Genomic DNA, 25,868 nt, shown 5'->3' with positions numbered 1-25,868 from the left:
GATCTGGTCCAGCCGCGCCCGGAACAGATCGTTCGATCCCGTCGTCCTGTGCTTCTTCGGTCGCATCGGCCCCTCCGATGCACCACAGAATCATGGCCCGCAGCGAAAGGGAATCCACAAACGACAATTGCAAGATTTGGGGGCCTCAAGCCCCCAATCCCTGCAATCTCAAATGCCGCCGCAACCGGAAAACTGACTCCTGCTCAATCGCTTAGAGCCTTGTTCACGGACGACGCCTTACGCCGTGGCCACCGCATTGCGCTGCTTCAAAAGTCGAGATTGCCTCCCGACCTCCTTACGACGCGCTTGCTTGTCTTCGCCGTATGGTGTCCCGTTGGCGGCCTGCGTCGGCTCTTCGACCGTGCGGATAGAAGCTGGCTCCATTGCTTGGGCGTGGGTTCCTTGGTCACGAGAACCTAGCTTCCCTTCTCGGTAACAGTGCTCGTCGAATGGACAGCTTGATTCCTTCGTATGATGGAGCGAATTATTGAAGCGACCCCAAGCGGACTTGCGCCCCATACTAAAGCAAAAACGCCCCGGATCACGCCGGGGCTTTGACGTTGGATATCGCGGTCAGATCGCCGAAGAACAAATTTCCCCTTCCGTTTCTTGGCCCGACTCGGACCTCCGGCCATATGGCGTTTTGCGCCGCTACTAAGGGCATAGCAGACGTCAAGCGCGCCTCGCACGATGCGACGCGGTCGCGCAGCGGTGAGTTTTGGGGCGGGGCGTCTCGAAGGATGCGCCGCAAGGACGCCACCCGCCAGGTTCACGCTGCCGTGCTGCGCGGACTCTCCGCTGTTTCCTTGTCCGTCTCCTTGTCGCGAGACAGCCATGCTGGAAAGCGAAGCAGGCGTTCGTTGCCGTCTTTCGGCAGCTCGATGGGAGCTTCATTGGACGAACTCGGGAGGTCCAGTGCTACGTGGCCGACTCGCACCGCATCCGCGCGCTGATCCAGTTCGCGCAGCAGGGGATCGAGCACACTGTCGATTTCGGTCGCCACCGACACGAGGAAACTATTAAGCTCGCGAGCCTCGGGCACAACTGCTGCAGCCGACTCGATCGCCTTGGAGAGACCATCGACGACGGGTGCAAACGCGCCGGCGGCTTGCCTGATTCGGGATTTTATCGCTTCGATTTCGCCCAAAACGCGATCACGCTCCCGCCTGGACTTCTCCTCCGAAAGGCGGGCTTCAATTTCGGCGATCTGGGCCGTCAGGGTCGTGGCTTCGGATGCGAGTGCATCGCGTCTTCCGCGCGCGCGATCAAGATCGCGGCTGAGATTGTCCAGTAAATCGTCCTTTCCGAACATGGCTTTGCTCCGTAGGACAGCCGTTTTGGTCTGTAGGACGGCCTTGGCGCGAACCGCCAGCCGGTTGAGCGACCGAAAGGCTGGATCGGCCGAAACAGGCATCAACTTCGGTCGCGTCACATGGGCCGACATGGTGATCCCCCACTCGTCCACATTAGCCGCCGGCATGGTTAACAAGTGGTTAATGTCAACAGATGATACACGGGGCACCATGCCGGCGATGCCGCCTTTGTCTCCTCGCCGCCATCCATTTCCGCTATAATCGCTGCGGTAGCATCACCCGGAGGCGCATCCCGTGGAGCACGCACCGAAACCCGAGCCCAAATACCTCGTCATCTGCTGTGACGGCACCGGCAATGAGAGCTCCGAAAACATCTCCAACGTCCTGAAGCTCTATCGCTGCCAGCGCAAGACGGACAGGACGTCGCTGCGGCTGCCGGAGTCGGCGCGGTGACGGCACTCGTAACGTTAACCGTCCATTAACCAACGCGGCCTAGCCTGCGGTAATCGTCCAGCCATCATTAGCTCGAAATGCCTTCCCGGTTCGCTCCAGGAGAAGCGCCGATGTGCGTTGAGTTGTTGACGTATGCCGATCTGGGCGCCCAACTCAGTATCTCCCGAGAGGCCGCGCGTTCGCTTGCGAGACGCCGCCGGTTGCCGCGCTCGCAGTCGGAGGACGGCAAGGCCCTGGTGAGCGTTGATGTCTCCGAGCTCCGGTACACACCCCGCCCACGACGCGCCCGCCGGGCCCCGATCGATGCCTCCCTGGCACAGATCGAAGCAGTCAAGATCGAGGCATTCAAGGCGGAGGTCGCGCGGCTCGAGGCCGTCGCAACTGCCTACAGAGCAGTGTTCGAGCGCGAGCGCGAGCGCGCCGATCGCCTCGCCGTCGAGTTGACGCAAGCGGCCGCCGAGACGACGGCCGCCAATGCGTGGGGCGGCAATACTGGAAAACGAAGTGGCGGTTCTGCGGAACGGTCGCCACGCCGGCGGCGCGATCGCGGGACAAGCCGCGCGTCGTCGATTGGGACATCTGGCCGCTGCGATCGTGGAAGCAGACCGCGCGAGTCGCAGGTAGCACTCGATCCTCATCTCCATCCCCGGCTTGCCGGAGCAATCACGAGGGAAGAATGACTGGCACCACCGATATCCACGAAATGAAGGCCCGCATCGTCGTGTTTGGTGTCGGCGGCGCCGGCGGCAATGCGGTCAACAACATGATCACGGCCGGGCTGCAAGGGGTCGAGTTCGTGGTCGCCAATACCGACGCGCAGGCGCTGGCCATGTCGAAGGCGAGGCGCCTCATCCAGCTCGGCACAAAGGTGACCGCAGGCCTCGGCGCCGGCTCGCAGCCGGAATTAGGACGCGCCGCAGCCGAAGAGGCGATCGATACGATCCGGGATCAATTGACTGGCGCACACATGGTGTTCGTGACGGCTGGCATGGGCGGCGGCACCGGCACCGGCGCTGCCCCCATCGTCGCCAGGATCGCGCGCGAGCTCGGCATTCTCACGATCGGCGTGGTCACCAAGCCATTCTACTTCGAGGGAAAGCGCCGCATGCGCTTTGCCGAAGCCGGCATCGAGGAGTTGCTGAAGACGGTCGACACCCTGCTGATCATCCCGAACCAGAACCTGTTCCGGGTGGCCAGCGAGAAGACCACGTTCGCCGATGCCTTTGCCCTTGCCGACCAGGTGCTTTATTCCGGCGTGGCCTGCATCAGCGACCTGATCGTCAAGGAAGGCCTAATCAATCTCGATTTTGCCGACGTCCTCTCCGTCATGAAGGAGAAGGGCAAGGCCATGATGGGACGGGGAGAGGCCTCCGGCGAGAAGCGCGTGCTTGCCGCTGCTGTGGCCGCGATTTCCAATCCATTGATCGAGAATCCCTCGATCAAGCGCGCCAGTGGCCTCATCATCTCTATCACCGGCGGCAAAGATCTCATGCTGTACGAAGTCGACGAAGCTGCGACCCGCATTCGCGACGAGGCCGACCCGGACGCCAACATTATCGTCGGCGCGTCGTTTGACGATAGCCTCGACGGTATCGTCCGCGTCTCGGTGGTGGCGACCGGAATCGATAATCTCGACCCGGCGTCTCAGGCGCAACCGGTGGAAACCGCCATCGCCCAGCTCGCGGGCAGGCTGCGCAACGACGGCCGCCGCATCGCCGATCGCATCGAGCGCAGTGCACCCCTTCCGCAAGTGGAAAGCCCGCCGCTCCGCTCCGAAGCGCGACAGCCCGTGGGGCAACCGGCAAGGGCGGCTCCGGAATATGCGCGCCACTCGGCCGACCGGCCCCTCGATCCTTACGGCCGCACCGCTGCGCGCAATGCGCCCGATGAGGCTATTCTCGATATCCCGGCCTTCCTGCGCCGCGCCGCCAACTGAACGGTCGCAGGAGGGGAGTTACGGTCGTCATCCCGAGGAGCAACGAAGTCGCGAGCCCGGGATCCATCAAGCCGCGGTCCCTGTTGAGCAGTGGGTTCGCTGCGCTTAAGCTCGACCCCATCAAAATCAAGAAAAGGCGGCCCACTTGAGTTGAACCATAAGAAGACCAAGGACATCGACATCCCCGTTCAGTTTAGATCCGAGAGACGCGGGGTACTGGGCAATTCGATTATTTGAGCTACAACTTTTCCATTCACGAAAGCACGCGCGATAGGGACCGCAGGCTCGACGCGACCACATGGACCATCTGAGGGCAGCAGGAAGTGCCCTTTGGCCCCCTCGACCTGAAGTCCGCGAGAGGCACTTGCGACCATCTGTTTGCAATATCCATGGTCGCTGCTCAGATCTGGTTTGTTCTACAAGTGGTTAGGCTGCCATCTGTCTTGCGCAGTTTGCCGCAGGGCAATAGAGGGGCACCTAGCCGCCGAGATGGCCCTCTCGGTCCTGGCCTACAATCTGACACGGGTCATGAACATCTTCGGGATCAAGCCGCTGATCGCCGCGATCGCGGCATGAAGCCGGCCCGGCCCGGCTTCGAAAACCGACGCCGCTTCAAGGCCATTTTACACAGCCAAGACCCATAGTGAACATCTCTGCCTCGTGAGACCCGCACTGCTTGACAGTCGTGCCACCAATGGTGGAGCAGTTAAGGCCAAGGTTTTAAGCTATGCCATGCGCGGCTGCCGGCTCTCGCGCCGCTTTCTCTTGTGCGAGAGTTGCTTCCAGCCGCGAGATGTTTTCCTGGAGGCGCTGGTTGTTTTCTAGCAGACGCTGACTGGTGAGGAGGAGGATGTAGTAGCCGAATTGCTGATTACTTTGAAAGTAGATTTCAAGCAGCCCTTCATAAGTTATAGTCAGGACTTGTCCGTCTTCTATGCACTCGACCGTTCCGGTTCGCCGGTTATTGGGCGTAAGGAAGCCAAGTTCTCCCATGAGGCGTCCCGGCGGGATCTCGACGTTGATCTCCTTGACCAGGAATTTGCCCGTCACGGTCAAGAACATTTCGTTGGCGGTGTCATGGATCTTGAACAGGGTATCGCCGCGGCGATATTTGCGTTCGGTCATGAACGGCTTGATCCACTCCATCGACATGTCACCTTGCGTCGCGTTACGTGCCTTCTTAACGAGCCTGAGCAGTTGACGGAGACGAACGGCATTGACCGGCAGCAACAGCAGATAAAGCAGAAAGGTAGCGACGCTTCCGGAAAGCGCGCCAGACGTTGCGAAGAATGCACAGCCGACCATATTCGCGACCCGCAGCGGCACCATTCTCTGCATCAGCAAGGTAGCAACAAAGAAGATTGCGCCGACCAAGGCAAACATGTTGGCGAGCGTGATGTTGGCCAACACAATTTCCAGCAGCCGATCAAACAGTGCGTCGTAGGTGATGTTGTTGGGATCAAGCCCCATTTGAACGAGAATCTTCGCGATCCTGAGATTATCCGCCGCCGTATCAAGAATGCGGTTTAGAATTGTCGAAAAATCTGCACTGGAACTCATCGGATCACCCCACGCAAAGCAGTCGGTTATTTTCGGACCTCGCGGATACTGATAATCGAAGTCTGACAAGCACAAGCGGTATTGATCCACGATCAATTTTACCCGGCGCTGTTGTTTTCGGCAATCGCAGGCGCGTGGCCAGTAGCGTATGTATTAGCGCTCACACCGGACATGGCTTCCGCTGGCTTCGACCCGCGATGCATGATTCCTTTCCTTGCCCTTTGCGGACTAACGCTGCGAGCCTCCTGATGTCTGCTTCAAGGGGGCGAATTCAACTGGTCAGCCTTACATGCCCCGGCAGTCACGGAATGTCGCCTTATGGCCCTGAGCCGAAGGGCTGGGCTACGTGACCGTGAGCGTATCGACTATCCGGGCATGGTCCGATCGGTCAGGAAATCAAGAGCTAATCCCAAGTTCATTTTGTACTGCGAGTGACGCCGGTATGTCAGGTTTCACACCATCAAATTGGACATAGTACCCAGCTTCTGGGAAGTCAGATCGGACTTTGGGCTCATTACCGTAACCCGCCAACTGCGTGCACTATCGGAGGTTATCGAGCAATTCGCGCGCCTCCTTAAGAGCCACCGTGTCGAATCCCTCGGTGAACCAGTCGTAGACAGGCGCGAGGAGATCGCGGGCTTCGCGCCACTTAGACTGGGTGCGCCAGAGTCTCGCCAAGCTGGTCGCCGCAGCAAGCTCCCAGGATTTGGCCCGCTGATTCCGAGCGATCTCTAAAGCCTCTCGGAAAAGCGTTTCGGCGGGAATAGTATTCTCCAGGCCGCCCTGGGTCAGGAGAAGCTCACCCTTAAGCTGGCAAAGTCGGGCCTGAAAGAAGCACTCTTTCGTTTCGTCAACGATCTTCAATGCTTCCCCGACCGCCTTCAGACCTTCGAGCGGCTGCTCGTTGATCCGGTAGGCATCGGCCAAGGTCGCGAGCCATCGTGGGCGATCCATGCGCGCTCCTGTCTCCAAGAAATCCGCCATCCCCTCGCGCAGGACGACGAGTCCCTCCTTGCCTTCATCCTGCATAGCCATGGCCCATCCCACCATCATGCTTGCTTCCGCCCGCCAGAACGGAAATCCGTGCTCGACGGCGAGTGACCTGGCCTCTTCAGCCAGCTTCCTGATGACATGCACTTCCCCGCTGCATTGATGGATGAAAGTGGAATAGACGAGCGCCTGGACGAGACTGAACGGATGACCCAGGTGACGTGCCAGCGTTACTGCACCGCGGCTTGTGGCGAGCGCCCGGTCTGAATACCCCAACACCCAGAGCGCGAATGCCTCATGAACCATGCAAGCGACACCGGGATCGTTTCCATACCGGACTGCGTGGATCCGGTGCTGTTCCGGATCGTAGAGGCGGCGGCCGTCCTCCAAGTGTTCGCGCGCCGGGCCAAACTTTCCGCACCACAGCAAGGTCATTCCAAGCGCCCGGTGCGATTCCAGCTCATATCCGACGTCGTGCTGGCTGAGGGCGAGCGCGAGCATTTCCTTGGCGAGATCCCCGGCGGCCTGCCAATCGGCGCGCACGAGGTCGTACACCCATAAACCGCGCATGACTGAGAAGCGCTGCCCGGGAGCTTGCGATCCCTGGCTCAGGACTCGGGCGCGCTCATATGCGGCTGCGACCTCTGGAGCTGCGAAGCCCTTGATGGTCGTCAACGTCGCTCCAAGCCTCGTTTGCAGCTCCAGCTCCCGTTCGTCGCGCGCCTGGCGCGGCGGCAGGCCATCGAGGACGGACAGCGCCCTTACGAAGTGGTTGGCTGCCTCGACGTTGGCGGATCGTGCAAGCGCTTTTTCTGCAGCTGTCTGCCAACATCGGCTTGCGGGCTCGGCGAGTCCGGCTCCCGCGTAGTGCAGTGCCAGCAACTCCGGTTCGGCTTCGGCCGTTTCGGGAAATCTCTTCTCCAGCGTTTGGGCAATGCGCCGGTGAATGGTGCGCCTATCCGCGTGAAGCAAACATGCGACCGCCGCTTCCTGAAGCAAGGCATGCGTAAAGGTGTATGAGGCTTCCGGCGGCTTGCCGTCCTCGATAATCAAATTTGCCTTTATCAGTCCCTGCAATGCCTGCTCGAGCCCCACCTTGTCTTGAGGCAACAGCGCGGAAAGCAGCTTGAATGTGAAGCTCCGACCGATGACGGCGCCCACCTGCGCGACCTGCTTCTGCGCTCCGAGCCGGTCCAGGCGCGCCAAAAGAGAATCATGCAGCGTCCGCGGGACACGTATGTTGGATACCGGTGCCGTCGTCGGAATATCCCTGCGCTGATCCTCCTCGTGTCTGGCCTCCAGCGCCGCCTTGGTCAACTCCTCCAGGAACAACGGCAAACCATCGGAATATTCCAGGATCTGATCTAGAGTCTTTGGAGGCAGGCTAGAGGTGGGATCCAGCGCCTTCACGATCTGCTCACTCTCGCGTCGAGGCAGGCGATCCAGGACCCGCGTCGTCACCCTGACGTAACTTTCCCACGTCGGCTTGAATTCCGGCCGGCAAGTGATCACGAGAAGAATCGGAAGTTCCAGAGCCCGCTTCATCAGGCGATCGAGAAATTCCCGGGTACTCGGATCGACCCAGTGCACGTCCTCGAACGTGACCAGCAACGGCGCTTGTTCTGTCAGCTTGGTGAGCCTCGTCTCCAGCGCATTCAAAATGAGCCGCTTCTGCTGCCGCGGACTGAAGCTCAACGGCAGGTAACTTGATTTGGTCGGGATCGAGAGTAACGAGGCGAACAGCGGCACTGCGTAGGAGGTGTCGAACCCGGCTTCAGCTAGCAATTTCTCAAGCTTGTCGAGCCTTGCTTCCGGGGTTTCGCCGCAGGAAAATTGCGCATCGTGTTCAATTTGTTTGATGACCGGATACAGCGCGCTGTTCTGGTGATAAGGTGAGCAATGGTGATGCATGCTGCCGAATGAGTCCACGGCCAGCATTCGCCGCAGCGCTGTGATGAGGCGCGATTTCCCGACGCCGGCTTCACCGGTCAACAGGATAGTCTGTCCCGCACCAGCCTTTGCTTGGAGCCAGTGATTGCGCAGCAGCGCCAGCTCTTCGTTGCGGCCCATCAGCGGCGTGAGGCTCAACTCGGTACGTACCGCCTCAAAATGACTAGCATTTCCTTCGGTCAGCACGCACCAGGCCTGCACAGGCTCCGCAAAACCCTTCAGCGCGTTGCGGCCCAGATCCCCATACTCGAATAGGCGTCCAATCAGACGTTTCGTGGTGTCAGCGATGACGACACAGTCGGGTTCTCCCAGCTGCTGAAGGCGCGCCGCCAGGTTCGGCGTTTCGCCCGCCACGGTGCGCTCCTGCGCCTCACCCACCCCGATGACGTCGCCGACAACGACATCCCCGGTGGCAACGCCGACACGCGTCGACAGCACGAGACTCGACGGAAGCTCCAGGCACTTGGCAGCTGATACGATGGCCAACCCGGCACGTACCGCACGTTCTGGATCGTACTCGCTCGCTTGGGGATAACCGAAATAGGCCTTCAGGCCGTCCCCCGTAAAGCGCGCCACATAGCCCTCGTACTGCCGCACCACGCCTTCACAACAGGATTGATAATCGGCGATAATTTCGGCGAGATCTTCCGGATCAAAGCGCGCCGAAAGCGAGACAGAGTTCACCAGGTCACACGTCAGTACCGTGATCTGACGACGCTCGCCGCGCACCTGGGGTACAAAAGCCTCCGGTCCAATCCCGGAAGATGCGCCGAGCACATCCTGGCGCAGCACCTTGATCGCTCTCAGCAGCTGTTTGCGATGACCGAGGGCTGACACGCCCAGCTCACGCAAGTCCTGATCCGTGAGCTCCGACACCAGCTTCCACGTGATCGCGTTTTGCGCGAATGCCGGCTTGTATTGCGGTAAGCCATGGCCGTCCAGCCACTCGCTGACTTCGTTGCCAGTATCAGCAATCTCTGTCATCGACCCACCATCGGCTGAATCGGCGAATTGTGAAAAACGGCCAGTAATCGTTAGATTCCTGCCTCGGCTTTCCGCCGAATCGACGCTAGTAGGGCGATCAAATCCAATGAACGATCGTCACTAGTCAGGAACCGTCAGGACGGGAAGAATATCAACCTTACGGCAGACGACCTGTGAAGCAGTTCACAGGTGTTACAGTCTGTGATGTGAAACGATCTCATTCACTTGACTGCGCGAATCCTTCGCCGATCCGCTCAGCGGACTTAGGGGAAGCCGTGATCCACTCAGGTCCCACGATCCAGGCCATCTACCGCTATCCCGTGAAAGGGCTTTCGCCTGAAAGCCGGGCGAGGACTGTGCTCTCCGCTGGAGAACCCCTTCCGGGCGATCGCTCTTACGCGATCGAGAACGGGCCATCGGGTTTCGATTCGGCCGCCCCGGCGCATTTGCCGAAGTCGCGGTTTCTCATGTTGATGCAGAGCGATCGCCTCGGTGCGCTGCAGACGCGCTTCGACGAGACAACGCATGTCCTGACGGTTTACGTCGAGGGCAGCAAGGCGGTCAGCGAGAGCCTGAGGACGGCGGAGGGTCGCGCCGCGATCGAAAACTTCATTGCAGGCCACTGCGGTGACGAGCTCCGCGGGCAGCCAAAGCTGCTGCATGCGCGCGGCCACAGCTTTTCCGATACAGCCGACAAAGTTATCTCATTCATCAACGTGGCCTCGGTCGCGGCCCTCGAGCAGGCAGTTGGGGCAAGGGTCAATCCACTTCGGTTTCGCGGTAATATTCATGTCGCAGGCTGGCCCGCCTGGCTTGAGTTCGACCTCCTTGGCCAAGAGATTGCCATCGGTGACTCGGCGCGGGTGAAGATCACCCGGCGAATAACACGGTGCGCCGCAACTGAGGTCGATCCCGACAGCGGAGTTCGCAACCTCGACATTCCAAGAGCTCTAATGCGCGCTTACGGAAACATCGACTTCGGCGCGTACGGCACCGTGATCGAAGGTGGTGAAATTACGGTTGGCGATTCGATAAAAGCGCTGGCGATGTCGTCACACCTTTAAATTGCCAGTAACGCGTCATCCTGCCCTGGCAAGCAGAGCATCGACCGCCTTTTCCGCGGATTCCAGGGCTCCCTCCATCCAACTGTGACTATGGGAGCAATGTTCCCCCGCAAAATAAACCCGGCCCTCCGGCCGGATGACGTGCTGGTGCATACGAGTGAACTGCCCCGGTTGGTAAAAGGCAAATGCACCGCCGCACCAAAGATAGGTATCCCAGGCCCAACTTGCTCGCTGAATGATCGTATCGCGGTACGCCAGCTCAGGATGAATTTGCGAGACTTGCTGGATCACCAGTTCCTCCCGTTCCGTCGCTGGCATCGCGCCGAGGCGGCGAGCGTTTTGTCCCCAGCAATAGGAGGCTATGAGGACGCCCGGCCGATCGGAAACGGCTGGATCGCGCGGCCTAGTTCCTTCTTTATTGCCCGCGTTATCCGAGGGATAGATCACCGACCCGCTGACGAGGTCCGTGGTCGTAGCGCCGCCGTAGATGCCGTTGTTCTTTTCCCAAAAGCGGTCTTTCGTCAGAAGCGCAACCTTGGTGCCGGAATCGTAACCCATCTCAAGGATCGCACGCCGTTTCTCATGCGAGAACGGTGGATCAGCTTCGACCCTTGCCAGGACGGGGAACGGGATAGTGCAGAGCAAGAAGTCTCCGTCTTCCTGATGGTCGCGACCGCCAAGTCGATAGACCGCACGCACCCGTCCCCGTGCTGCGTCCTGCTCAATGCGAACGACCTCGCAACCCATCTGCGGCTTGCTGCTGAGGCGGCTTAGAAATGCGTTCGGAAAGCGAGACGTGCCCCCCACGATCTCCGAGAATCCCGGATCCCACACGCCGATGTTTTCCTCACGCAGAAATTCGGTCGAGGCAAAGTGCTGGATGTCCAGGTTGCCATACGCAAACAAAAAGAATTCAATCGCTTCATCAGAGAGATGGACTTCCCCCACCTGCTTTGGCCTGGCGTCGTGAATGAGCTGCCGCAGCGACTGGCGATCCAATCTGATCAGATTCTCGGACGTGAACGTATTCGCGGTCCTCAGTTGTTCGAGTTCGTCACGGGAGAGGCCGTGCTTGCCCTGAGCGACATCTTTGACGGTAAGATTCCAGAGCTCGTCCGCTGTCAGTTTTTCTTCAGCTGCCTTTAATCTGAACTTTTTCTTGATTTCTGCTTCGTCAGTCGACTTTGTTCCACGCGCATACTTGAACGTCTTCGCGCTGTACATCACAAACGGTCGCAGCTCGAGTTCGCTGAACATGTCGATATATTTGCGTACAACCTTGTGCTCTACGGGAATGCGCATGGCGCCTGCTTCCCAGTGCAAGCCATCACCGATCGGCATGGTCCGGACGCGCCCCCCGACGTGATGTCGTTCGGCTTCCAGGATCGTGTACGTCCAATCCTTCCGCTGGAACAAGAAAGCTGCACACAGTCCGGCGAGGCCGGCGCCGACGATAATCACGTGCGGCGTCTTGCCAGGCTGCGCTTCGCTTGCGCCAACCAGGATGTCGATCCCGGCGATGGCTGCGGTGGCGCCAGCGGTTTTGATCACCTGCCTGCGCGTCACGTTCGCGCGGTCGTTCTGAGTACTCATTACTACTTTCCTCGCCTTTTTGCGCGAGGCGCGCCTTCGCGCCTATCCGAACTGACTCACCAGCGCTCGTGGGCGCTCTCGGGCACTCGATACGAGGTGGTGGATTCGTTTATTGCCTGATCTCTTGTATGTCGTAATCGGTCAAATTGCAGTCTAGTGCACGGAGCCCATTCCGATCATCGGTCGCTCGCGTGCAAAGTCCTGCCCTAACTTGAGCGCGGCTGCCTCCGATGGCGACAAGTCCTCAGTTTTCCTGGCCATGAGGCGACCCAGATCGCGCGGCATTTCAGCACCGGCCTGTATCCATTCCTCAACTGTTGCGATCTCATCAGCCGTGAGAACTCCATCCATTGGACCATCGTTTTGCAAAATTCGAGTCAGGAAAAAGCTGCGCGTCGGCTCCCGCGGGCAAACCCAGCCCGACACCACCAGCGCGCCCATCAGTTCGGCCGGTTGATCGAATAGCTCAGCAAGAGCCTTTTGTTCTCCGCTTTGTGTCGTCAGCGTGATTCCGGCGTGAGCAGTCTTCGCTTGACTGGCACGGTTGACGATCATTTCGGCCATTTTAGCGGCAGGATCATCTCTTGGCTCGTCAGGCAAGGGATCTGCACACTCATACGAGTTACACTTCAGGGATTCGATCCAATCCATAATCACCGATTGCTCATCTTCTGAGAAGACTCGATACATGGGCCCCTCAAATTGCATGAGCGCGAATAGTTTGCTATCGCGCGGGTGCTTGGGGTCAACCAACTTCTCTTCGATCAGAACTTCGAGCAGTTTCTCCGGCTTGTCGAATAGACCATTCAGAGCCGCCCCGCCAATCGCCACTCCGCCGTGCACTTGCCGGGCTACTGGCGCCTTTCTCTTCACCAGAGCAAGCATCTGTTCCTTGTAGTAAGCAGTAAGGTCTGGAATGCAATTTGGCGTCGCGGGAGTACCGATGTTGATCCTCTTCTTGTCGATGATCAGCCGGCGCATAAGAGCATCGACTCCAAAAAATCCAATGGTTTTCCAACCCACATAGCCGTTCCAGATTCGATTCCAATTCTCTTGCACCTCTTCTTCCCCACCCTGCTGTCGCTGCTGATTTAGGAACGTCTTGACAGCTTCGAGCACAATGGCTCCGTGGCCCTTGCTGATGTTATCGATGGCAACGTGCAGTTGATAGAAAAGCGGATCGATTCGACGTCCCCTCAGCATCCTAACGATTGGCGTCAATGTCGGCGTGGCTTCGTATTCGAGGTACAAAGTCATTCCGAGTAGCTCGGGAAAAAATTCTTGCGGGAAGAGTCCAACACAAAGTTGGAAAACCGCTGTACGCCAACAGCCCGGAGTAAATGGATATTCGATAAACTTCCGCGAACTGATTGGAGGCAGGTAAACGCCCTTGCTCCTTAGAAGACTATCGTAAACGTTGGGGTGGTTCTGGGCGGTTTCGCCATTTCCCGCTTCATCAGCCCAGATGTCAAACAGCTTGTTCACGACCTCATCGGAAGGTCTTGCTGTCATGATTCCTTGGAGCCAAACGCCGTCAATGAAATTGAAGGGCGCTTTCTGAATCAGATTATCAATGACGGCCTTGTCTGACGCCTTTCCAACACGAAATTTCTTGCCGCTATACTCAATAATCGGATTATCATACGGATGCACCTTGTACATGTCATTTTTGACATACGCATCGTAAATTGCTTTCATGCGCTCATCGAGGCGATCCTCCGAATAATCAAACTTACTGTGGTATGGCTGTGTGTAGTCGGCGTTCGCCAGATAAACACGCGCTAGTTGTCTAGCCGTCTCACGGAATTCGGGGAAGCTCTCTATACTGTTTAGCTTGTAATAGGCTTCACGTTCCTCATCAGTGGTCGGCATTCGGGGTGCGCCACCTGCGTCACCGGAATCTTTCCGATCAGCAGGAGGGAGCGGACACGCCGCGGCGATCCAGTCCCGGATAGTAATCGCATCCGAAGCCAGCGTGTTGCCCATAGGGCGCGATGGTTGAAGAAATTGCGTGACTAACGCACTCTGATCTGGCGCTCCCGGGACGACGAGGAGTTGATCGCCAGCCAAGGCCTGCATGAACTCTCGCGTCGAGGCGTTCTGGGTGTTAAACCACCAAGCAACCGGGTGAGCAGCTACTCGCCGATGTGAATGACTGGCAACGTTAATCGCGGCGGCGCGCCACCGATTGATCACATCAGCCATTTTATTGGCAATTGACTGGTCCGGCATCTTTCCCTCCTGCCCCAAGGGCTTCGTTCGTAAACCCACAAGCTGAAATCGAAAAAATACGCTCTCAATCGCAAGTAGGGCCTCAGGCTCCTGGCGATGTCACTGCAACGCACAGGGCAGTCAAGCCTGAACATACCTCGCGAATTACGTTTTCGGCTTCGGCCCAAGGCGGCTGGAAGGAGCGGCCGCACTCGATAGTAAAGCTCAGAATTTTGCTGTTGGATGCTTGAACAAAGTGCCGGCTGTAAGCGTAGTCGTCGCTCGCCCCCGATGTGGGGTAAAGAGTGAACGATTGCTCGAGGTCGTAAGCGCGTCCGCTCGCGGCTTCCACTGCACTATTCACCTTGCTCCCGAGGTCCTGGAGCCTCCGCAGGTCATCGGCCGGAATGAATTCGCCGTAGGCGTCACCGCCGCGTCCTCGCCGACCATCGAAGGTCGGATCCCGAAAGTTCATCGTCGGATCTGACGTCTGGTTCGTGTCGAAGCCCCAATTATAGAAGACCGCGGGGACGTAGCTGTGCACGTCGACAAACCAGCGGGCGCGTGGGTAACGGTCGAGCAGCCACACAACGTTGCGCGTCTCCGATTCCGATGTCGCGGCAGGCCCGACATACACTTGCAGGTCGCAAGGGTCGGCAGAGGCGCTAACGTGTGAATCCGGAGCGAAGTGGCGGCGGAAGTCCCACAAGGCATCGAAATTGCGGTTAATGTCGACGCCTACACAGTCCGGGTCGGAACCTGGCACCACACGCCGCCGATTCTTCCGCCACATCGCCTCAGCGGTCTGACTATGATGCCGTCCGTCCGGATTGACGCAGGGGAACAGCACGACTTGCAATCCCTCGATCACGCTGCGGATATCGTCTGCTGAGAAACGCTGCTGACCATAGCGCAGGCCCGTGCCGCGGGCATGCGCCTCAAGCAAGTCGGCGGCGAGATTAACGAGTGCATCGGGCGGAACCCACTCGCGTGCATGCAACCCACCAGTAAAGACGATGGTGTTGACCCCCTGCGTATCGAGCGGGCCGACCCGTAGCGCGTGAGACAGCCGGCCCTCCGAAGTTTGGTTGGGCAGAAGGATCAATTCGGTCACGCCAGGATGCGACGTCGCGAGCGCCTCGAGTGCGGGCTCGAATTCCTCGATATTCAAGTAGGCCATGTTGCTACTCCTTGATCCCGAGGCCACGCGGCGTAATCCGAGCGGCAAAGCGGTTGCCCGAGCCGACTTCTGCCTGTCTGGCACGGCCAACCTCCGACGCGTTCTCGACGACTTTTATTGTGATACCGGCAGCGCTTCGCGTACTGCGAAGCCGCTCGACCGTGGGCAGCGGCGCATAAATTTCCGCGACGTATTCTCCGCCGACCTTGCGGGCGACGGGACGGCAGCCGAGGTCCACATCGGCGCCATCGAGAAACGACCGGAGTTGCTCGATGCTCTTCGCCCGCAGCTCAATGCGATGCACATCATCAACCATAGCGTCCTCCTCTGGACTAGCCTTCGGGGATTGCGGCAGAGGCGTTGGTGGCTGCGCACCTGCGAGAGAAGGCGCGCCACTTCGCCGTCTCCGTTCAGCCTGGACAACCACGATATCTTCGAAGACTACTACGCTACACCGATATCGCAATCGGAGGGTGTGAACCAGCTCACACAGCCGTGACGCCGAATCTTTGCCGCGGCGAAGGCTCCAGCTTGTCCCGATCTGACTTTGATCGAGCCTTACGGCACGCCAGAAATAGTCGGCCCGCTCGTTGCCACCGCTGCATTGATCTCCCTCCTGTCGCAACTGCCGACGCGCACTATTGTGTCGCGGCAGAGTTCGCCAACGAAAGTGAACGTCATTAAAGGAGGGATTCCCTAACCCATCGCAGCAATTGGTAAGTCCGCTCAAATTGTCGCGGCCTGATAAGGGCTTGCGCGGCATGTCGAGACCAAATGGGACGATGACGAGAAGGGGTTCGGCGCGCATAATCCTGGCTGCGACCCTCCAAATGTACGCGAATTGGGACCCCGGATCGCGGATACGGAGAAGATCACAATCAACCTTGGCTATGTGGACCTCGGCCAGGTCGATCTCATGGTGCAGGAAGGGTTCTACTCGAACCGCACGGATTTCATCCGGACGGCGATCCGCAACCAGCTTGAGCGGCACGCAGAGGTCGTCAAGCAGTCGACGGCCCGCAACAGTTTGGACCTGGGGCTGCGCAACTATGCCCGCGTCGATCTCGAACGAGCGCAGCGCGCGGAAGAGATGCTGCACATCAAAGTTCTCGGCCTGGCGACCATCGATCAAGACGTCACGCCCGAGCTGGCCCGCGCCACAATCGCCTCGGTTTCGGTGCTCGGCGCCCTTCATGCCAGTCCCGCGGTCAAGGCCGCTCTCGCCGACCGAACGAGGTGAAACGATGCTGAATCCAGACATGGTCAGCGAAGCGACTCGCCTCACACGTGCCGGCCAACTGGTCGAAGCCACTGCACTGCTGCAGCGAATGCTGCGCGGCGGTGGTGCCCCCGCAGCGACAAGGGGGAATGCTGTGCCTGTCTAGCGTGCGAGGCTCGAGCCGCCGACACTCGACCTGAAGGCCGACGCGGTCGAGGAGAGCGAGAGCGGGCTGTCCACGCAAGCCACCCCTGCCAAACGACATAAAGGCCTCGTGCCCCTTGGCGGCATGAAAGATCTTTCCGGCTTCAGCCTGCCAGGTCCGGTCGGGCGCGCTCCACTGTCCAAGGCGGATATTGCACCGGACGGCACAAGGTTCGTCGCTGCCACCTTCAGCAACGCGGCGGGAAGTCGGACCTACAAGCTGTTCATCCCCAGCCGCACTGATGGAGGACCCCGTCCCCTCATCGTCATGCTTCATGGCTGCACCGGACGATTTCGCCGCCGGCACCCGGATGAATTTTCTGGCGGACGAGCGGAATTGCTTCGTTGTCTATCCGGAGCAGCCACGCGGAGCCAACCATGCGAAATGCTGGAACTGGTTTCGCACGGGGGACCAGCGGCGGGATGGCGGGGAGCCTTCGCTGATCGCCGGCATTACCCGCCAGATCATGCGGGAGCATCCTATCGATCCCAAGCGTGTCTACGTCGCAGGCCTGTCGGCCGGCGGGGCCGCCGCGGCCTTCATGGGTGCGACGTATCCCGACCTATACGCCGCCGTCGGCGTTCACTCCGGGTTGGCCTGCGGGGCTGCCAGCGACCTTCCGTCCGCACTGGCCGCTATGCGGCAGGGCAGCGCTGGACCGATCGGGACGGCTGGCGCGTCGGTGCCCACCATCGTCTTCCATGACGATCACGATACCACGGTGCATCCGAGCAATGCTGACCGGATCCTCCGTGGGCCGGGCGAGACGAAGATTCTTCGCGGGCGAGTACCTGATGGGCACGCGTATACCCGCACCATCCTCGCCGATGCAGATGGCTTGGACATGTCCGAGCACGGGAGCGTCCACGGGGCCGCCCATGCCTGGTCGGGAGGCAGTCCTGCCGGGTCCTACACGGATCCGCGCGGGCCGGACGCGACCAGGGAGATGCTGCGTTTCTTCCTCGAGCATTCGCTGGCAAGCTTCACGCGGAGATAGGGCGCGGCCTGAATTCACAATCGCCGGAGTCCGGTTTGACCTAACGCGACGGAGCGACCTGCCGGTGGGAGGTCTAGTCAGGCCTCGCCCGGTCCGGAAAAAATGGAAGCCGGCGGCGTGGTGCGCGGAACCGGCAGTGGTCGTTCAGTTGCTCCGGCTCGCCCAAGGCCGCCCTTGGCATCGTACCGCTTGGCGAGATCCAGCAGACGACGTTGGGTGAACGGATCGGCCCTTCGGCGATGACACGGACCCGCTGCGCGAGGCTTTGGTAGAACACCTGCTCCATCACGCACATCACTGCCTCGAGTTGAGTGACCCGCGGTCTTGGAGTCAAGAAGCGTCGGCAAGCGCATGCAACTTTCCGCAACCGTCTTGAGATCGCGGTGGCGGCGGACGTAGACTGCCATCGCGAGGGAAAACCAGATGCCAGTGTCCGATCCGGTCCGGAAGGCGTGCCCGGCTTGCGGCAGGCCGATGAAGGGTGTGCCCGACGAACTCGCCGACCGGAAGCTGCGGTACGTCTGCACCAGTTGCGCCGACGACCCGCTGCAGGACCCGACGGCCCGCAAGTGGCGGATAGCCCGCTGCGCCCGCCGGTAAAATAGGAATTTCCCGCGACGCCGGCGCTCTGGTTATGATGCCATCGATCGCGCCACAGCCGGGATTTGCTCCTCATGCGAATACCGACAGCTGCTGTTCTCGTCGCCTTCCTGTTCACCTCGCCGGCCTCCGCAGCGACGTGCTCAGAAGCGATCGCGCATTGCAAACAGGACGGATACAGGCATCCAGACGCGGATTCGCAGTGTGCGCAGACATCCGTTCGCCGAAGCGCTCCTTTAGCGGAACAAGCTCAGTGTCACAGCTTGATAGGCGCCTCTCACACCTCTTGGAATCGCCTCAGCGCTTCGGCCTTTTTCGATAGAAAAGCCTATCGATTGCCGTTGTCCGTGAACGAATCCGCGCTGATGATAGTTTAGCCCATTGCGCTTGCCCTGCCTCGGCTCATACTAGGGAGTGGACGACGGATGACCTACGTGACAGACCGATCGAGCCCCTTGGACGAGACGATCACCATCGCGGACCTCGTTCGCGATCCCTATCCAATCTACAAGCGCTTGAGGCGCCAAGCGCCCGTGTTGCGGGTCAAATCAGTGGGCCGCACGTTTCTCACCAAGGCCGCTGACACTAAGTACGTCAAAGACAATCCAATCTTGTTCAGCTCCAATGATCCGAACACGCCCATGAGGCGCGCCTTTCTTGCGCATACGCTGATGCGGAAGGACCACGAGGAGCACCGGAGCGAACGCATGGCTATGATGCCCGCCTTGATGCCGAAGACAATTGAATCTGTCTGGGCGGCGCTATATGCGGACCTCGCGGAGGGGTATCTCGACCGTTTGCCGTGCGGCGAGGTTGTTGATCTGTTTCCAGAGATCGCGGGGCCCCTTGCTGCACGGATTCTGGCGCATGCTATGGGCGTTCCGGATGCGAGCGATGACGACATGCAGCGGTGGTCGCAGATGCTGATTGACGGTGCCGGCAATTTCGGCTGGACGCCCGGGCCTTTCCAAGCAACCGACATCGCCAACGCGGAGATGGATAGATGCATCCGGGCCAATGCTGAACGGGTGCGAGCCGAGCCGGACTCCTCCGCCCTTTCCTTCATGGTGAATGCAAAGAAACCGATTCCGGAAAGCCAGATGATCGCCAACGTGAAAATCGCGATTGGCGGCGGCATCAACGAGCCGCGCGACGCTCTGCTGACGGTCCTCTACGGCCTTTTGACCAACCCCGATCAGCTTGAGGCCGTGCGCGCAGAGGGCAAATGGCGCGCAGCCTTCGAGGAAGGAATCCGATGGGTGGCGCCGATCCAGGCCAGTTCACGGCTTGTAATGGAGGACACGGAGATTCGGGACTACTTCATCCCGAAGGGCGAAACCGTCATGACAATCCAGGCCTCCGCCAACCGGGACGAGGAGGTCTTCCAAGACGGTGAAAACTATAACGCCCTTCGCGAACCCAACCCTCACCAGGCGTTTGGGAATGGCCCGCATCATTGCGCGGGCGCGCACCTCTCGCGGCGAACTGTGGGGGACATCCTCCTACCGCTGCTGTTCGATCGCTTCCCTAAAATGACCTTGCCTGATCCAGTGAGTGTGCGTTGGCACGGATTCGGTTTCCGCGGTCCGCTCAATCTGCCGGTTCTGCTGCAGTAGCCTCCTAGCCGGCCTGCAGCCGCATTCGACACAGATAAAGCGGACAAAGCTCTTGGTGGGACACTTCGCCGGTTTTGTCCGAAGAGAGATAGAAGGCTCCCGGGCAGGCTCCCGAGCTAACTCGCGGGACCGCTAGGTACCAATTGGGGCCCCCGCAGCTCGAAGCTCGAGATCAGCGGACTCCAATTACGTCGCCGCCCGCAATAGCTGAACGTTCGGTATACGTAGCAATCGATCCAGGAAAATCGCGGTCTCCTGAAGCGCGACGGCAGCGCCGGGGCAAGGGCTGGGGGCCATCACCAAAGCTCAGGAGGCTGTCTGGAGCTTTACTCGCTTATAGATCGCCCCCCCGGACTCTGAACGGAAAGCTCGCCGACAGACTGCACTAGCCGTGGAATATCAGCCGGGATCTCCCGTGCGAGTAGTCCCAGTTGTCCGTTACGCTTCACCCACCTGCGTCCGGCTTTGCCGTGAAGCAAGACGGCCCACGCGTCCGCCACTAAGGGCGGGGCGCCGCGGGCAGCCAAGCCAGCGATGATTCCAGCCAAAACGTCTCCCGATCCGGACGTGCCGAGAGCAATGGGACCTTGCTCGAGGCAGAGTTCTTCTCCTTCGGGCGAAACGACGTGTGTGCGTCCTCCCTTCATGGCGACGACGGCATCGAGCATGCGCGCCGCGGATAACGCCGCAGCGACGGGATCGGCCTCGATTTCCTTCTTGTCCATCCGCAGAAACTTCGCCATCTCTCCCGAATGAGGAGTAGCGATCGTGTTCCGTGGGACGTGAAGGCGGAAGCATCGAGAACGAAAGCCGGCCTGGTGGCACCACCGATGAGTTCGGCTCGCAATTCCGCTATGGGTGCCTCGTCGATGAGGCCGGGACCCATCAGGACCGCATCGGCTTCCTTTGCGAGATCGACCAGGCGAACCGAATTCGACGGGTCATCTCGCCGCTGCCATCGGGTTGACTATCCCTTCACTCGGCCAGTTCGCATGCCCCGCGTTAACCCTGTCTTTGATCTTCTCCCATAGCAGCGCTTCCCGGTTCACCTCTGCCGCTAAGCGGCCTTATTGGACCTTTGCAATCGTTCTTGATTTCTGAAAGCTCATTTCTAAGAGGATTTGAGTGAGGTTTCTCGTTCGGAGAGCGTGAAATCAGATGAGGGTGGCTCTCTTCCTAGTTGGCCTCGGTACACTCGCCGTGATGGAGCTCGAGGCGCCGCCGCGCATCACAGAGCCTGCGAACGAGCCGCCGGCTCTGGCAACCGTCGGATTACGTCCCTCACACGATACACTGACCAAGGCAGACCGGCTCGAAATTCCGCGATTCGAAGCGCCACCGCAGCCACTTTCCTCGAGCGAACTAAAGAATCCGTCGGACCACATTCCGATCGTTGCACGAGCACATTCGAAGATCATCGAGCAGAAGGGCAACGCAAGCGGAAAATCCGCGATCATGCTGCCCAGACCTCGGCCCCGGCACGGAATTTCCAAGGCAAGCGCAGGCGCCAGTCGCACCAAACCGGTCGCGGAGGCGAAGCCGTGCCTGTCAGGTGCCTTCGATGGCGTCTTGAAAGCATTGAACCTGCAGACGCGATGCCAGACCTAGCGCACGGATACCTCTGCGTTGGAGCGACAGCCGACCCGCGGCTCCCGCCGCATGTGTCAGGGCAAATACGCCGTGCCGGGGAAATCCGACCGCCTCGCCCCGACGAGCGTGGATCCGTTGTCGCCGCGCGGAAGTGGTTGTCCGCGGAATCCATCACGCTCGTTGTTGGACTGGCAATCGGCCTGGCGTTCGTCGCAAGTTTCGTCCTGGTTCGCGATGCTCAGTTGAAGGGGAAATCGATCGACAGGGCGGCTGCGAAGGCATTGGCCGAGCGAATTATCATAGCCGAGTCCAACGGTGACCCGAATGCAAGGAACAAGCGGTCGAGCGCCACTGGCGCCGCCCAGTTTCTCGATGATACGTGGATCGAAGCCGTTCGAAGGCACCGACGCGATCTGATCAAGGGCCGCTGCGACAAGGAAGTCTTGGACTTGCGCGGAGATGCCGAGCTTACGCGCGACGTTGCCGCACGGCTGGTCGAGCAACATGCCGCGATCCTGACCAAGCGCGGTCTGCCGGTCACGCCCGGTTCTCTCTACCTCGCCCATTTCGCGGGACCGGCGGGAGCCGTGGCGCTATTTTCCGGTGCAGAAACTGCCGATGCTGCTTTAGTTATGGCCGCCGCTGACATGACGGGTCGAACCACGCGCGAAAAGCTGGTCAACGCGAACGCGTTCCTCAAGGCGGTGACCGTCGGCGATATCAAGAGCTGGGCCGATCGCAAAATGGCAGTAGGCACTCGGCCTGGCCGTTAGCGGCTCAGATAACTACGCGATTTTGCGGTCGCGAAGCTCTCGGCTGGAAGCCAGCTCGCTAGCCGATCCATCGCGTTCAGGACGGCGCTCCTCCTGGCGTCGGACCTTGCGCGCAACAGAGCGGGAGCGCCTCCGCCGCCGGCGCGGCTGCGCCCTACCGGCGCCGCGCCAACACGCCGGCATGTCGGATTGCAGCTGGTCGACGCCAAACAGGGGAACCCATCGGGCAGCCCCCCCGCTGAGCTCCGTTGCTACGGCGACCGAAGAACCCTTCCCGCATCCCAGTGTAAACGAGTCCGAAAGTCATGTAGCTATCCGCTCTGGCATTTGAGCGACAGAAAATATTGCGTCAGCTTCTGCGGCTTGAATCAAATCACTCGCGCGCTGAAAGGTGGCACACAAAACCGCGCGCCCACTTCCGCCGGGGCCATCGGACAGTCGCTGATCGCCAGGAAGCATATCCTTGCCTCGCCTCCGGGCCGGGCGACCCGCATCAGATAGAATGCCGCGACCACAAAGACGGCGGCAGCGAACACCAGCTTGGCGGCTAGGAAACCCACGGCAGCCAACGTCGCGAGGTCGGGGCGCATCCCGAGCAAAGCGAGCGCAATGCAGACGGCGAAAGCTCCGCCGATGAGCAAGGCAGCAGTGAACCCGCGCCCAATCATCGTCCGGTCGACTGGTCGGGCATTGCGTGCGAGAGCGTCATCAGATCTTCGGTCCTGCGCGTCTCTCTGCCGATGAGCGCCGCCAGCGCCTTCAATCCGCGATGGATGGTGATCTTCACGTTTGATTCCGACATGCAGTACCGAACTGCCGTTTCGGCGACGCTCCTACCTTCGAGTTTCACAGCCGCGATCGTCAGGCGGGTCACTTCCCGCAAAAGGGAGGAAGACACCAGTTGGTTCCTCTCGGACGTTGGTGGACGCGATGTGAAATTTGGAGGCCGCGCAGAATATCGGGACCTCAGATGGACAGCCGGGCCGGTTCCTTTCGACAAGGCGCTGCGCCGTCGATAAGGGCGGGATGGTCTAACTTCAGACAATCGCCACAAATTTCACCGACAATCAGTCTTCACGAAGGCCGCTATGTCCCAGTATTCACTCGATATTGCGTCAGTGGTCAAGATGCTCGGCGAGCTCCATGGCATCCACGGCGAGCTCGACATCCATGTTGCCCTTGACCGCCATTCCAGCCCGCGACCCTGACGCATTAATTAATAGAACGCGACAGCAACTCTTTTCTCTTTACGCCAGACAACCGCGCAGCGGCGCCGGTCACCGTCGGGAATAACAGTCAGAGCAAATTCGTCGGGAATTTTTTCGTCTGCAGCAAGATCGAGGGCTGCACCGAACGCAGATATGCTGCGAATAGTGCAATCTGTTTTCGAACGGCCGAAGCTGATCAAGCCTAGTCTGGTAACTTGTTTCGAATGAGGGTTCTTCTCATCCATAGTGTCCTCCAAGGTCCGAGGAGCGCAAATCCATGGGCAATGATTCGGCGGCGATAGTGCGTACCCATCAATCTCACCGAAGAGTTGGTTCACAATTTGATTAGCCAATTCGCTTTCAACGCCCTGTCGGCAGCGGCAGGGGCTTGCTTTCCTCAAAGAAAATCTCGCAGCCGAGCGATTTCGGCTATCTGTTCTGCGGACAGCACGGCCGTAACAAGTTGCGTTTGCGGAGCAGTATGTATCTCGTAGAGATGACCTTGGCTGGCAGGCTTCGCTAGGAAAGCTCGGATGCATGCGTCCAAAGTGCCCTCGAATACAAGGTAAGAACTAACCGATGCCGCTGCGCGTTGGTTTCCAAGTGAAGGCCATTTTTTTAGTGCTGCTGCGGCAGTGAAGTCGATGCGCACGCGCTGCTTCGAGCCGACCAGTGCCCCTGACGCGCCTCTCCGGCGATCCGCCGATTCCGTTCTTTTCGAAGCTCTAATCATTCGGCCAATCAAAGCCTGATGGGCCAAGGTCCCGACCGCAATGATTGCGCTCTAACTTTTCCGGCTCGGTCAATAATAATTTTAGGAACTCCACCCTCGGTGCTGCGGAACTTGGACCAAACTGAGCAGCAATATCTGCGCTGGGGGCTTTCATGGCCAAGGTTTCAAGTTTGCCTATGTCGTGTTCGTTCGGAGGGCGGATGTTGCGTTGGGTCATTGTCCTCTCCTCCCGATCCACATGGTCCCCTGCAGGATTTTCCAAAAGATTGGAGTGCCGGAGCCGACAATGGCGCGAAACATTAAATGTCACAATTAAATTTGAGACTTATTATCACATTATAATCCAATAATAAAGTTAATAATCCGTCTGTGATGCTCGAAAAATCACAGGCTTCCGAAAAATCTCGCCTGCGCGTCTTGTCCAGCGAGTACAGGGCATGCCCTCCGCTCAAGCACTCGAAGAAACGGCTCCCGCATTCGGGGGGCGAAGCAGGAATGCTGGAGTCGCTTCTCCGCGATCCTTGTGCGTTCATCCGGCGCAATTGCTCAATTATAATCCAACATTAAATAGATCGCTAGATTTAATACGGCTTGTATCCTTATTTAATTGTTATGGTCGCCGCGCCACCGTGGACCATTTCACGTCAAGATGCCCGACAATCTGTGGTAGGCTCCCAGTCACACCACGCTCACCGCGTACAGAAGACCGTTTCTATGTCCGAACCTGCTGCACTCGCCGGGGCGATCTCGAGCACGCCGCCAAATAGGCCATTGAACCCCGCGGCGGAGATCGTCGGGAGGGTCAAGGCGTTGTTGGTCGCCATGGATTTTCTCGACGCCGCGGCCCACGAGCTGCGTGCGGCGGCCTCGAAAGGATATTCACCTGGGCAGCACCTTGGTTGGTGTGACCGACGAGAGCGACTGATTTAAGGATATGACCGACATAACAGTTCGAGGCCTTTTCGGTTTGCCGCGACCGCGATACGGTCATCGAAGAACTCGAGCGGCAGAGTCCGCGGCAGCGGGATCCGAACGCAGGGAGTGACCGCGATGGCCATCGCCTATCCCGTGGCGTTCCGTTCGTCATGGCCGACGACGGCGTCGCGCCGGCGAAGCTTTGGAGGGCCTAAGCGCCAACGCCGCGGTCATGCGCGCCGAAGCGCTCTCCCGGAAGAGCCAGGCTGCGACGGCGCGGTCGCCTTTTTCGCGGACCGGAGACCCGTCGAGCGGCGATTTTGGCGACGCCAAGGTGATCGGGAAGTTCGGCGAGGTGCCGGACGATCTCAGTACGCTGTGATCGACACGAGCCACGATCATTCCTCGCTCAGGGCGGCGGCATCTCCCGGAACGAGCGGGCTCAGCACGGTCTCGATCTGCGCGAGCAGCCTCTCGATTTCCTCGCGGGCCCGATCTGGGCCTTGCTGGTCAGAGGCGGCACTATCAGGCGCCGGCTACAATGCTGAAATCCTAATCTCAAGAGCTCTCCGGCGGAAGAAGAAAGCTGCCGAGGAGGCAAGGTGCAAATCTGGATGACCTCCGAATGACGTCATTCCCGGTAGCAATCAGACCGCCTGACCCAGTGCGCTTCGAGCGCGAGAAATTGATTGGGCGATTGCTTCCGCGGATATCATCGTGGCCAGCGGCCAGGCGCCGCGTTCACAGGCCGAACATATGACCGCACCGTCATCCCTTG

Annotated in this window: 20 protein-coding genes and 5 pseudogenes; 10 read left to right on the top strand and 15 right to left on the bottom strand. The window is 59.5% G+C overall.

The features are described from left to right. Nucleotides 1-196, top strand: a 196-nt coding sequence (locus tag BRA1253DRAFT_RS44885; protein ID WP_210161957.1) for a hypothetical protein, incomplete at its 5' end; no start/stop codon positions are given. A gap of 573 nt (nucleotides 197-769) precedes the next feature. Here BRA1253DRAFT_RS44885 and BRA1253DRAFT_RS34060 read toward each other — a convergent pair. After that, on the bottom strand, nucleotides 770-1,444 hold the full coding sequence (locus BRA1253DRAFT_RS34060) for a hypothetical protein (RefSeq protein WP_035994494.1): 675 nt from the start codon (nucleotides 1,442-1,444) through the stop codon (nucleotides 770-772). A gap of 163 nt (nucleotides 1,445-1,607) precedes the next feature. Between BRA1253DRAFT_RS34060 and BRA1253DRAFT_RS43990 the strand changes: the two are divergent. From BRA1253DRAFT_RS43990 to ftsZ, 3 genes and pseudogenes are all read left to right on the top strand, one after another. After that, nucleotides 1,608-1,739, top strand: a pseudogene (locus BRA1253DRAFT_RS43990) (phospholipase effector Tle1 domain-containing protein); the annotation flags it as partial. A 137-nt stretch (nucleotides 1,740-1,876) separates the two neighbouring features. Next, complete coding sequence (locus tag BRA1253DRAFT_RS34055; protein ID WP_007601809.1) at nucleotides 1,877-2,446, top strand: hypothetical protein; 570 nt, start codon at nucleotides 1,877-1,879, stop codon at nucleotides 2,444-2,446. Continuing rightward, the gene (ftsZ, locus tag BRA1253DRAFT_RS34050; protein ID WP_007601808.1) at nucleotides 2,443-3,702 is read left to right on the top strand and encodes a cell division protein FtsZ; all 1,260 of its coding nucleotides are present in this window, start codon (nucleotides 2,443-2,445) and stop codon (nucleotides 3,700-3,702) included. Before BRA1253DRAFT_RS34055 ends, ftsZ begins: the two co-directional genes overlap by 4 nt. Before the next feature lie 720 nt (nucleotides 3,703-4,422). Here ftsZ and BRA1253DRAFT_RS34045 read toward each other — a convergent pair. Together BRA1253DRAFT_RS34045 and BRA1253DRAFT_RS34040 are read right to left on the bottom strand one after the other, a co-directional pair. Then, on the bottom strand, nucleotides 4,423-5,262 hold the full coding sequence (locus BRA1253DRAFT_RS34045) for a Crp/Fnr family transcriptional regulator (protein WP_035995627.1): 840 nt from the start codon (nucleotides 5,260-5,262) through the stop codon (nucleotides 4,423-4,425). A gap of 540 nt (nucleotides 5,263-5,802) precedes the next feature. Continuing rightward, entirely contained in the window at nucleotides 5,803-9,186 is a 3,384-nt protein-coding gene (locus BRA1253DRAFT_RS34040; protein WP_007601805.1) for an AAA family ATPase, read from the bottom strand. A 275-nt stretch (nucleotides 9,187-9,461) separates the two neighbouring features. Between BRA1253DRAFT_RS34040 and BRA1253DRAFT_RS34035 the strand changes: the two genes are divergently transcribed. Further along, nucleotides 9,462-10,250 carry an MOSC domain-containing protein gene (locus tag BRA1253DRAFT_RS34035; protein ID WP_007601804.1) on the top strand — a complete coding sequence of 263 codons (789 nt, stop codon included), beginning with the start codon at nucleotides 9,462-9,464 and terminating at the stop codon, nucleotides 10,248-10,250. 15 nt (nucleotides 10,251-10,265) lie between these two features. Here the strand turns inward: BRA1253DRAFT_RS34035 and BRA1253DRAFT_RS34030 are convergent, their stop codons facing one another. From BRA1253DRAFT_RS34030 to BRA1253DRAFT_RS43985, 4 genes are all read right to left on the bottom strand, one after another. Beyond that, on the bottom strand, nucleotides 10,266-11,843 hold the full coding sequence (locus BRA1253DRAFT_RS34030; RefSeq protein WP_007601803.1) for an FAD-dependent oxidoreductase: 1,578 nt from the start codon (nucleotides 11,841-11,843) through the stop codon (nucleotides 10,266-10,268). Between the two features lie 153 nt (nucleotides 11,844-11,996). Further along, nucleotides 11,997-14,075, bottom strand: coding sequence for an iron-containing redox enzyme family protein (locus BRA1253DRAFT_RS34025; protein ID WP_157158669.1), 2,079 nt, complete (start codon nucleotides 14,073-14,075; stop codon nucleotides 11,997-11,999). 82 nt (nucleotides 14,076-14,157) lie between these two features. Further along, nucleotides 14,158-15,234, bottom strand: a complete 1,077-nt coding sequence (locus BRA1253DRAFT_RS34020; RefSeq protein ID WP_035994484.1) for a M14 family metallopeptidase — start codon at nucleotides 15,232-15,234, stop codon at nucleotides 14,158-14,160. 4 nt (nucleotides 15,235-15,238) lie between these two features. After that, nucleotides 15,239-15,550 (bottom strand): hypothetical protein, encoded by a 312-nt coding sequence (locus BRA1253DRAFT_RS43985; protein ID WP_157158668.1) that lies wholly within the window; start codon nucleotides 15,548-15,550, stop codon nucleotides 15,239-15,241. Nucleotides 15,551-16,075: 525 nt separating this feature from the next. On the opposite strand from BRA1253DRAFT_RS43985, the gene BRA1253DRAFT_RS34010 reads away from it, so the two are divergent. Both BRA1253DRAFT_RS34010 and BRA1253DRAFT_RS34005 read left to right on the top strand, forming a co-directional pair. Beyond that, nucleotides 16,076-16,474 carry a hypothetical protein gene (locus BRA1253DRAFT_RS34010; protein WP_007601801.1) on the top strand — a complete coding sequence of 133 codons (399 nt, stop codon included), beginning with the start codon at nucleotides 16,076-16,078 and terminating at the stop codon, nucleotides 16,472-16,474. 4 nt (nucleotides 16,475-16,478) lie between these two features. After that, nucleotides 16,479-17,655, top strand: a pseudogene (locus BRA1253DRAFT_RS34005) (PHB depolymerase family esterase). Nucleotides 17,656-17,732: 77 nt separating this feature from the next. On the opposite strand, the pseudogene BRA1253DRAFT_RS45680 reads toward BRA1253DRAFT_RS34005, so the two are convergent. Continuing rightward, nucleotides 17,733-17,941: pseudogene (locus BRA1253DRAFT_RS45680) on the bottom strand (hypothetical protein). A 739-nt stretch (nucleotides 17,942-18,680) separates the two neighbouring features. Between BRA1253DRAFT_RS45680 and BRA1253DRAFT_RS33995 the strand changes: the two are divergent. Next, complete coding sequence (locus tag BRA1253DRAFT_RS33995) at nucleotides 18,681-19,871, top strand: cytochrome P450 (RefSeq protein ID WP_007601798.1); 1,191 nt, start codon at nucleotides 18,681-18,683, stop codon at nucleotides 19,869-19,871. Nucleotides 19,872-20,197: 326 nt separating this feature from the next. Here the strand turns inward: BRA1253DRAFT_RS33995 and BRA1253DRAFT_RS33990 are convergent, their stop codons facing one another. Further along, nucleotides 20,198-20,638 (bottom strand): ADP/ATP-dependent (S)-NAD(P)H-hydrate dehydratase, encoded by a 441-nt coding sequence (locus tag BRA1253DRAFT_RS33990; RefSeq protein WP_256375824.1) that lies wholly within the window; start codon nucleotides 20,636-20,638, stop codon nucleotides 20,198-20,200. Nucleotides 20,639-21,703: 1,065 nt separating this feature from the next. Between BRA1253DRAFT_RS33990 and BRA1253DRAFT_RS33980 the strand changes: the two genes are divergently transcribed. Then, nucleotides 21,704-22,234, top strand: a complete 531-nt coding sequence (locus tag BRA1253DRAFT_RS33980) for a lytic transglycosylase domain-containing protein (RefSeq protein ID WP_245286029.1) — start codon at nucleotides 21,704-21,706, stop codon at nucleotides 22,232-22,234. 368 nt (nucleotides 22,235-22,602) lie between these two features. On the opposite strand, the gene BRA1253DRAFT_RS33975 is transcribed toward BRA1253DRAFT_RS33980, so the two are convergent. The 6 genes and pseudogenes from BRA1253DRAFT_RS33975 to BRA1253DRAFT_RS45940 form a co-directional block, all read right to left on the bottom strand. Further along, complete coding sequence (locus BRA1253DRAFT_RS33975; protein ID WP_007601793.1) at nucleotides 22,603-22,902, bottom strand: NrsF family protein; 300 nt, start codon at nucleotides 22,900-22,902, stop codon at nucleotides 22,603-22,605. Beyond that, nucleotides 22,899-23,117, bottom strand: a pseudogene (locus BRA1253DRAFT_RS42330) (hypothetical protein); the annotation flags it as partial. The gene BRA1253DRAFT_RS33975 and the pseudogene BRA1253DRAFT_RS42330, both read right to left, overlap by 4 nt. Before the next feature lie 238 nt (nucleotides 23,118-23,355). Then, nucleotides 23,356-23,451, bottom strand: a pseudogene (locus BRA1253DRAFT_RS43980) (NYN domain-containing protein); the annotation flags it as partial. Continuing rightward, nucleotides 23,451-23,687 carry a hypothetical protein gene (locus BRA1253DRAFT_RS43975; protein ID WP_007601788.1) on the bottom strand — a complete coding sequence of 79 codons (237 nt, stop codon included), beginning with the start codon at nucleotides 23,685-23,687 and terminating at the stop codon, nucleotides 23,451-23,453. The gene BRA1253DRAFT_RS43975 and the pseudogene BRA1253DRAFT_RS43980, both read right to left, overlap by 1 nt. A 480-nt stretch (nucleotides 23,688-24,167) precedes the next feature. Next, on the bottom strand, nucleotides 24,168-24,392 hold the full coding sequence (locus tag BRA1253DRAFT_RS43970) for a hypothetical protein (protein ID WP_157158667.1): 225 nt from the start codon (nucleotides 24,390-24,392) through the stop codon (nucleotides 24,168-24,170). Nucleotides 24,393-24,864: 472 nt separating this feature from the next. After that, the gene (locus tag BRA1253DRAFT_RS45940) at nucleotides 24,865-24,999 is read right to left on the bottom strand and encodes a hypothetical protein (protein WP_007601784.1); all 135 of its coding nucleotides are present in this window, start codon (nucleotides 24,997-24,999) and stop codon (nucleotides 24,865-24,867) included. Between the two features lie 323 nt (nucleotides 25,000-25,322). Between BRA1253DRAFT_RS45940 and BRA1253DRAFT_RS33970 the strand changes: the two genes are divergently transcribed. Beyond that, nucleotides 25,323-25,472 (top strand): hypothetical protein, encoded by a 150-nt coding sequence (locus tag BRA1253DRAFT_RS33970; protein ID WP_371261353.1) that lies wholly within the window; start codon nucleotides 25,323-25,325, stop codon nucleotides 25,470-25,472. The last annotated feature ends 396 nt before the right edge of the window (nucleotides 25,473-25,868 follow it).

This window comes from Bradyrhizobium sp. WSM1253 (genome assembly GCF_000244935.1).
Taxonomy (GTDB): Bacteria; Pseudomonadota; Alphaproteobacteria; order Rhizobiales; family Xanthobacteraceae; genus Bradyrhizobium; species Bradyrhizobium canariense.
This window is presented reverse-complemented; position numbering and strand designations above follow the sequence as displayed.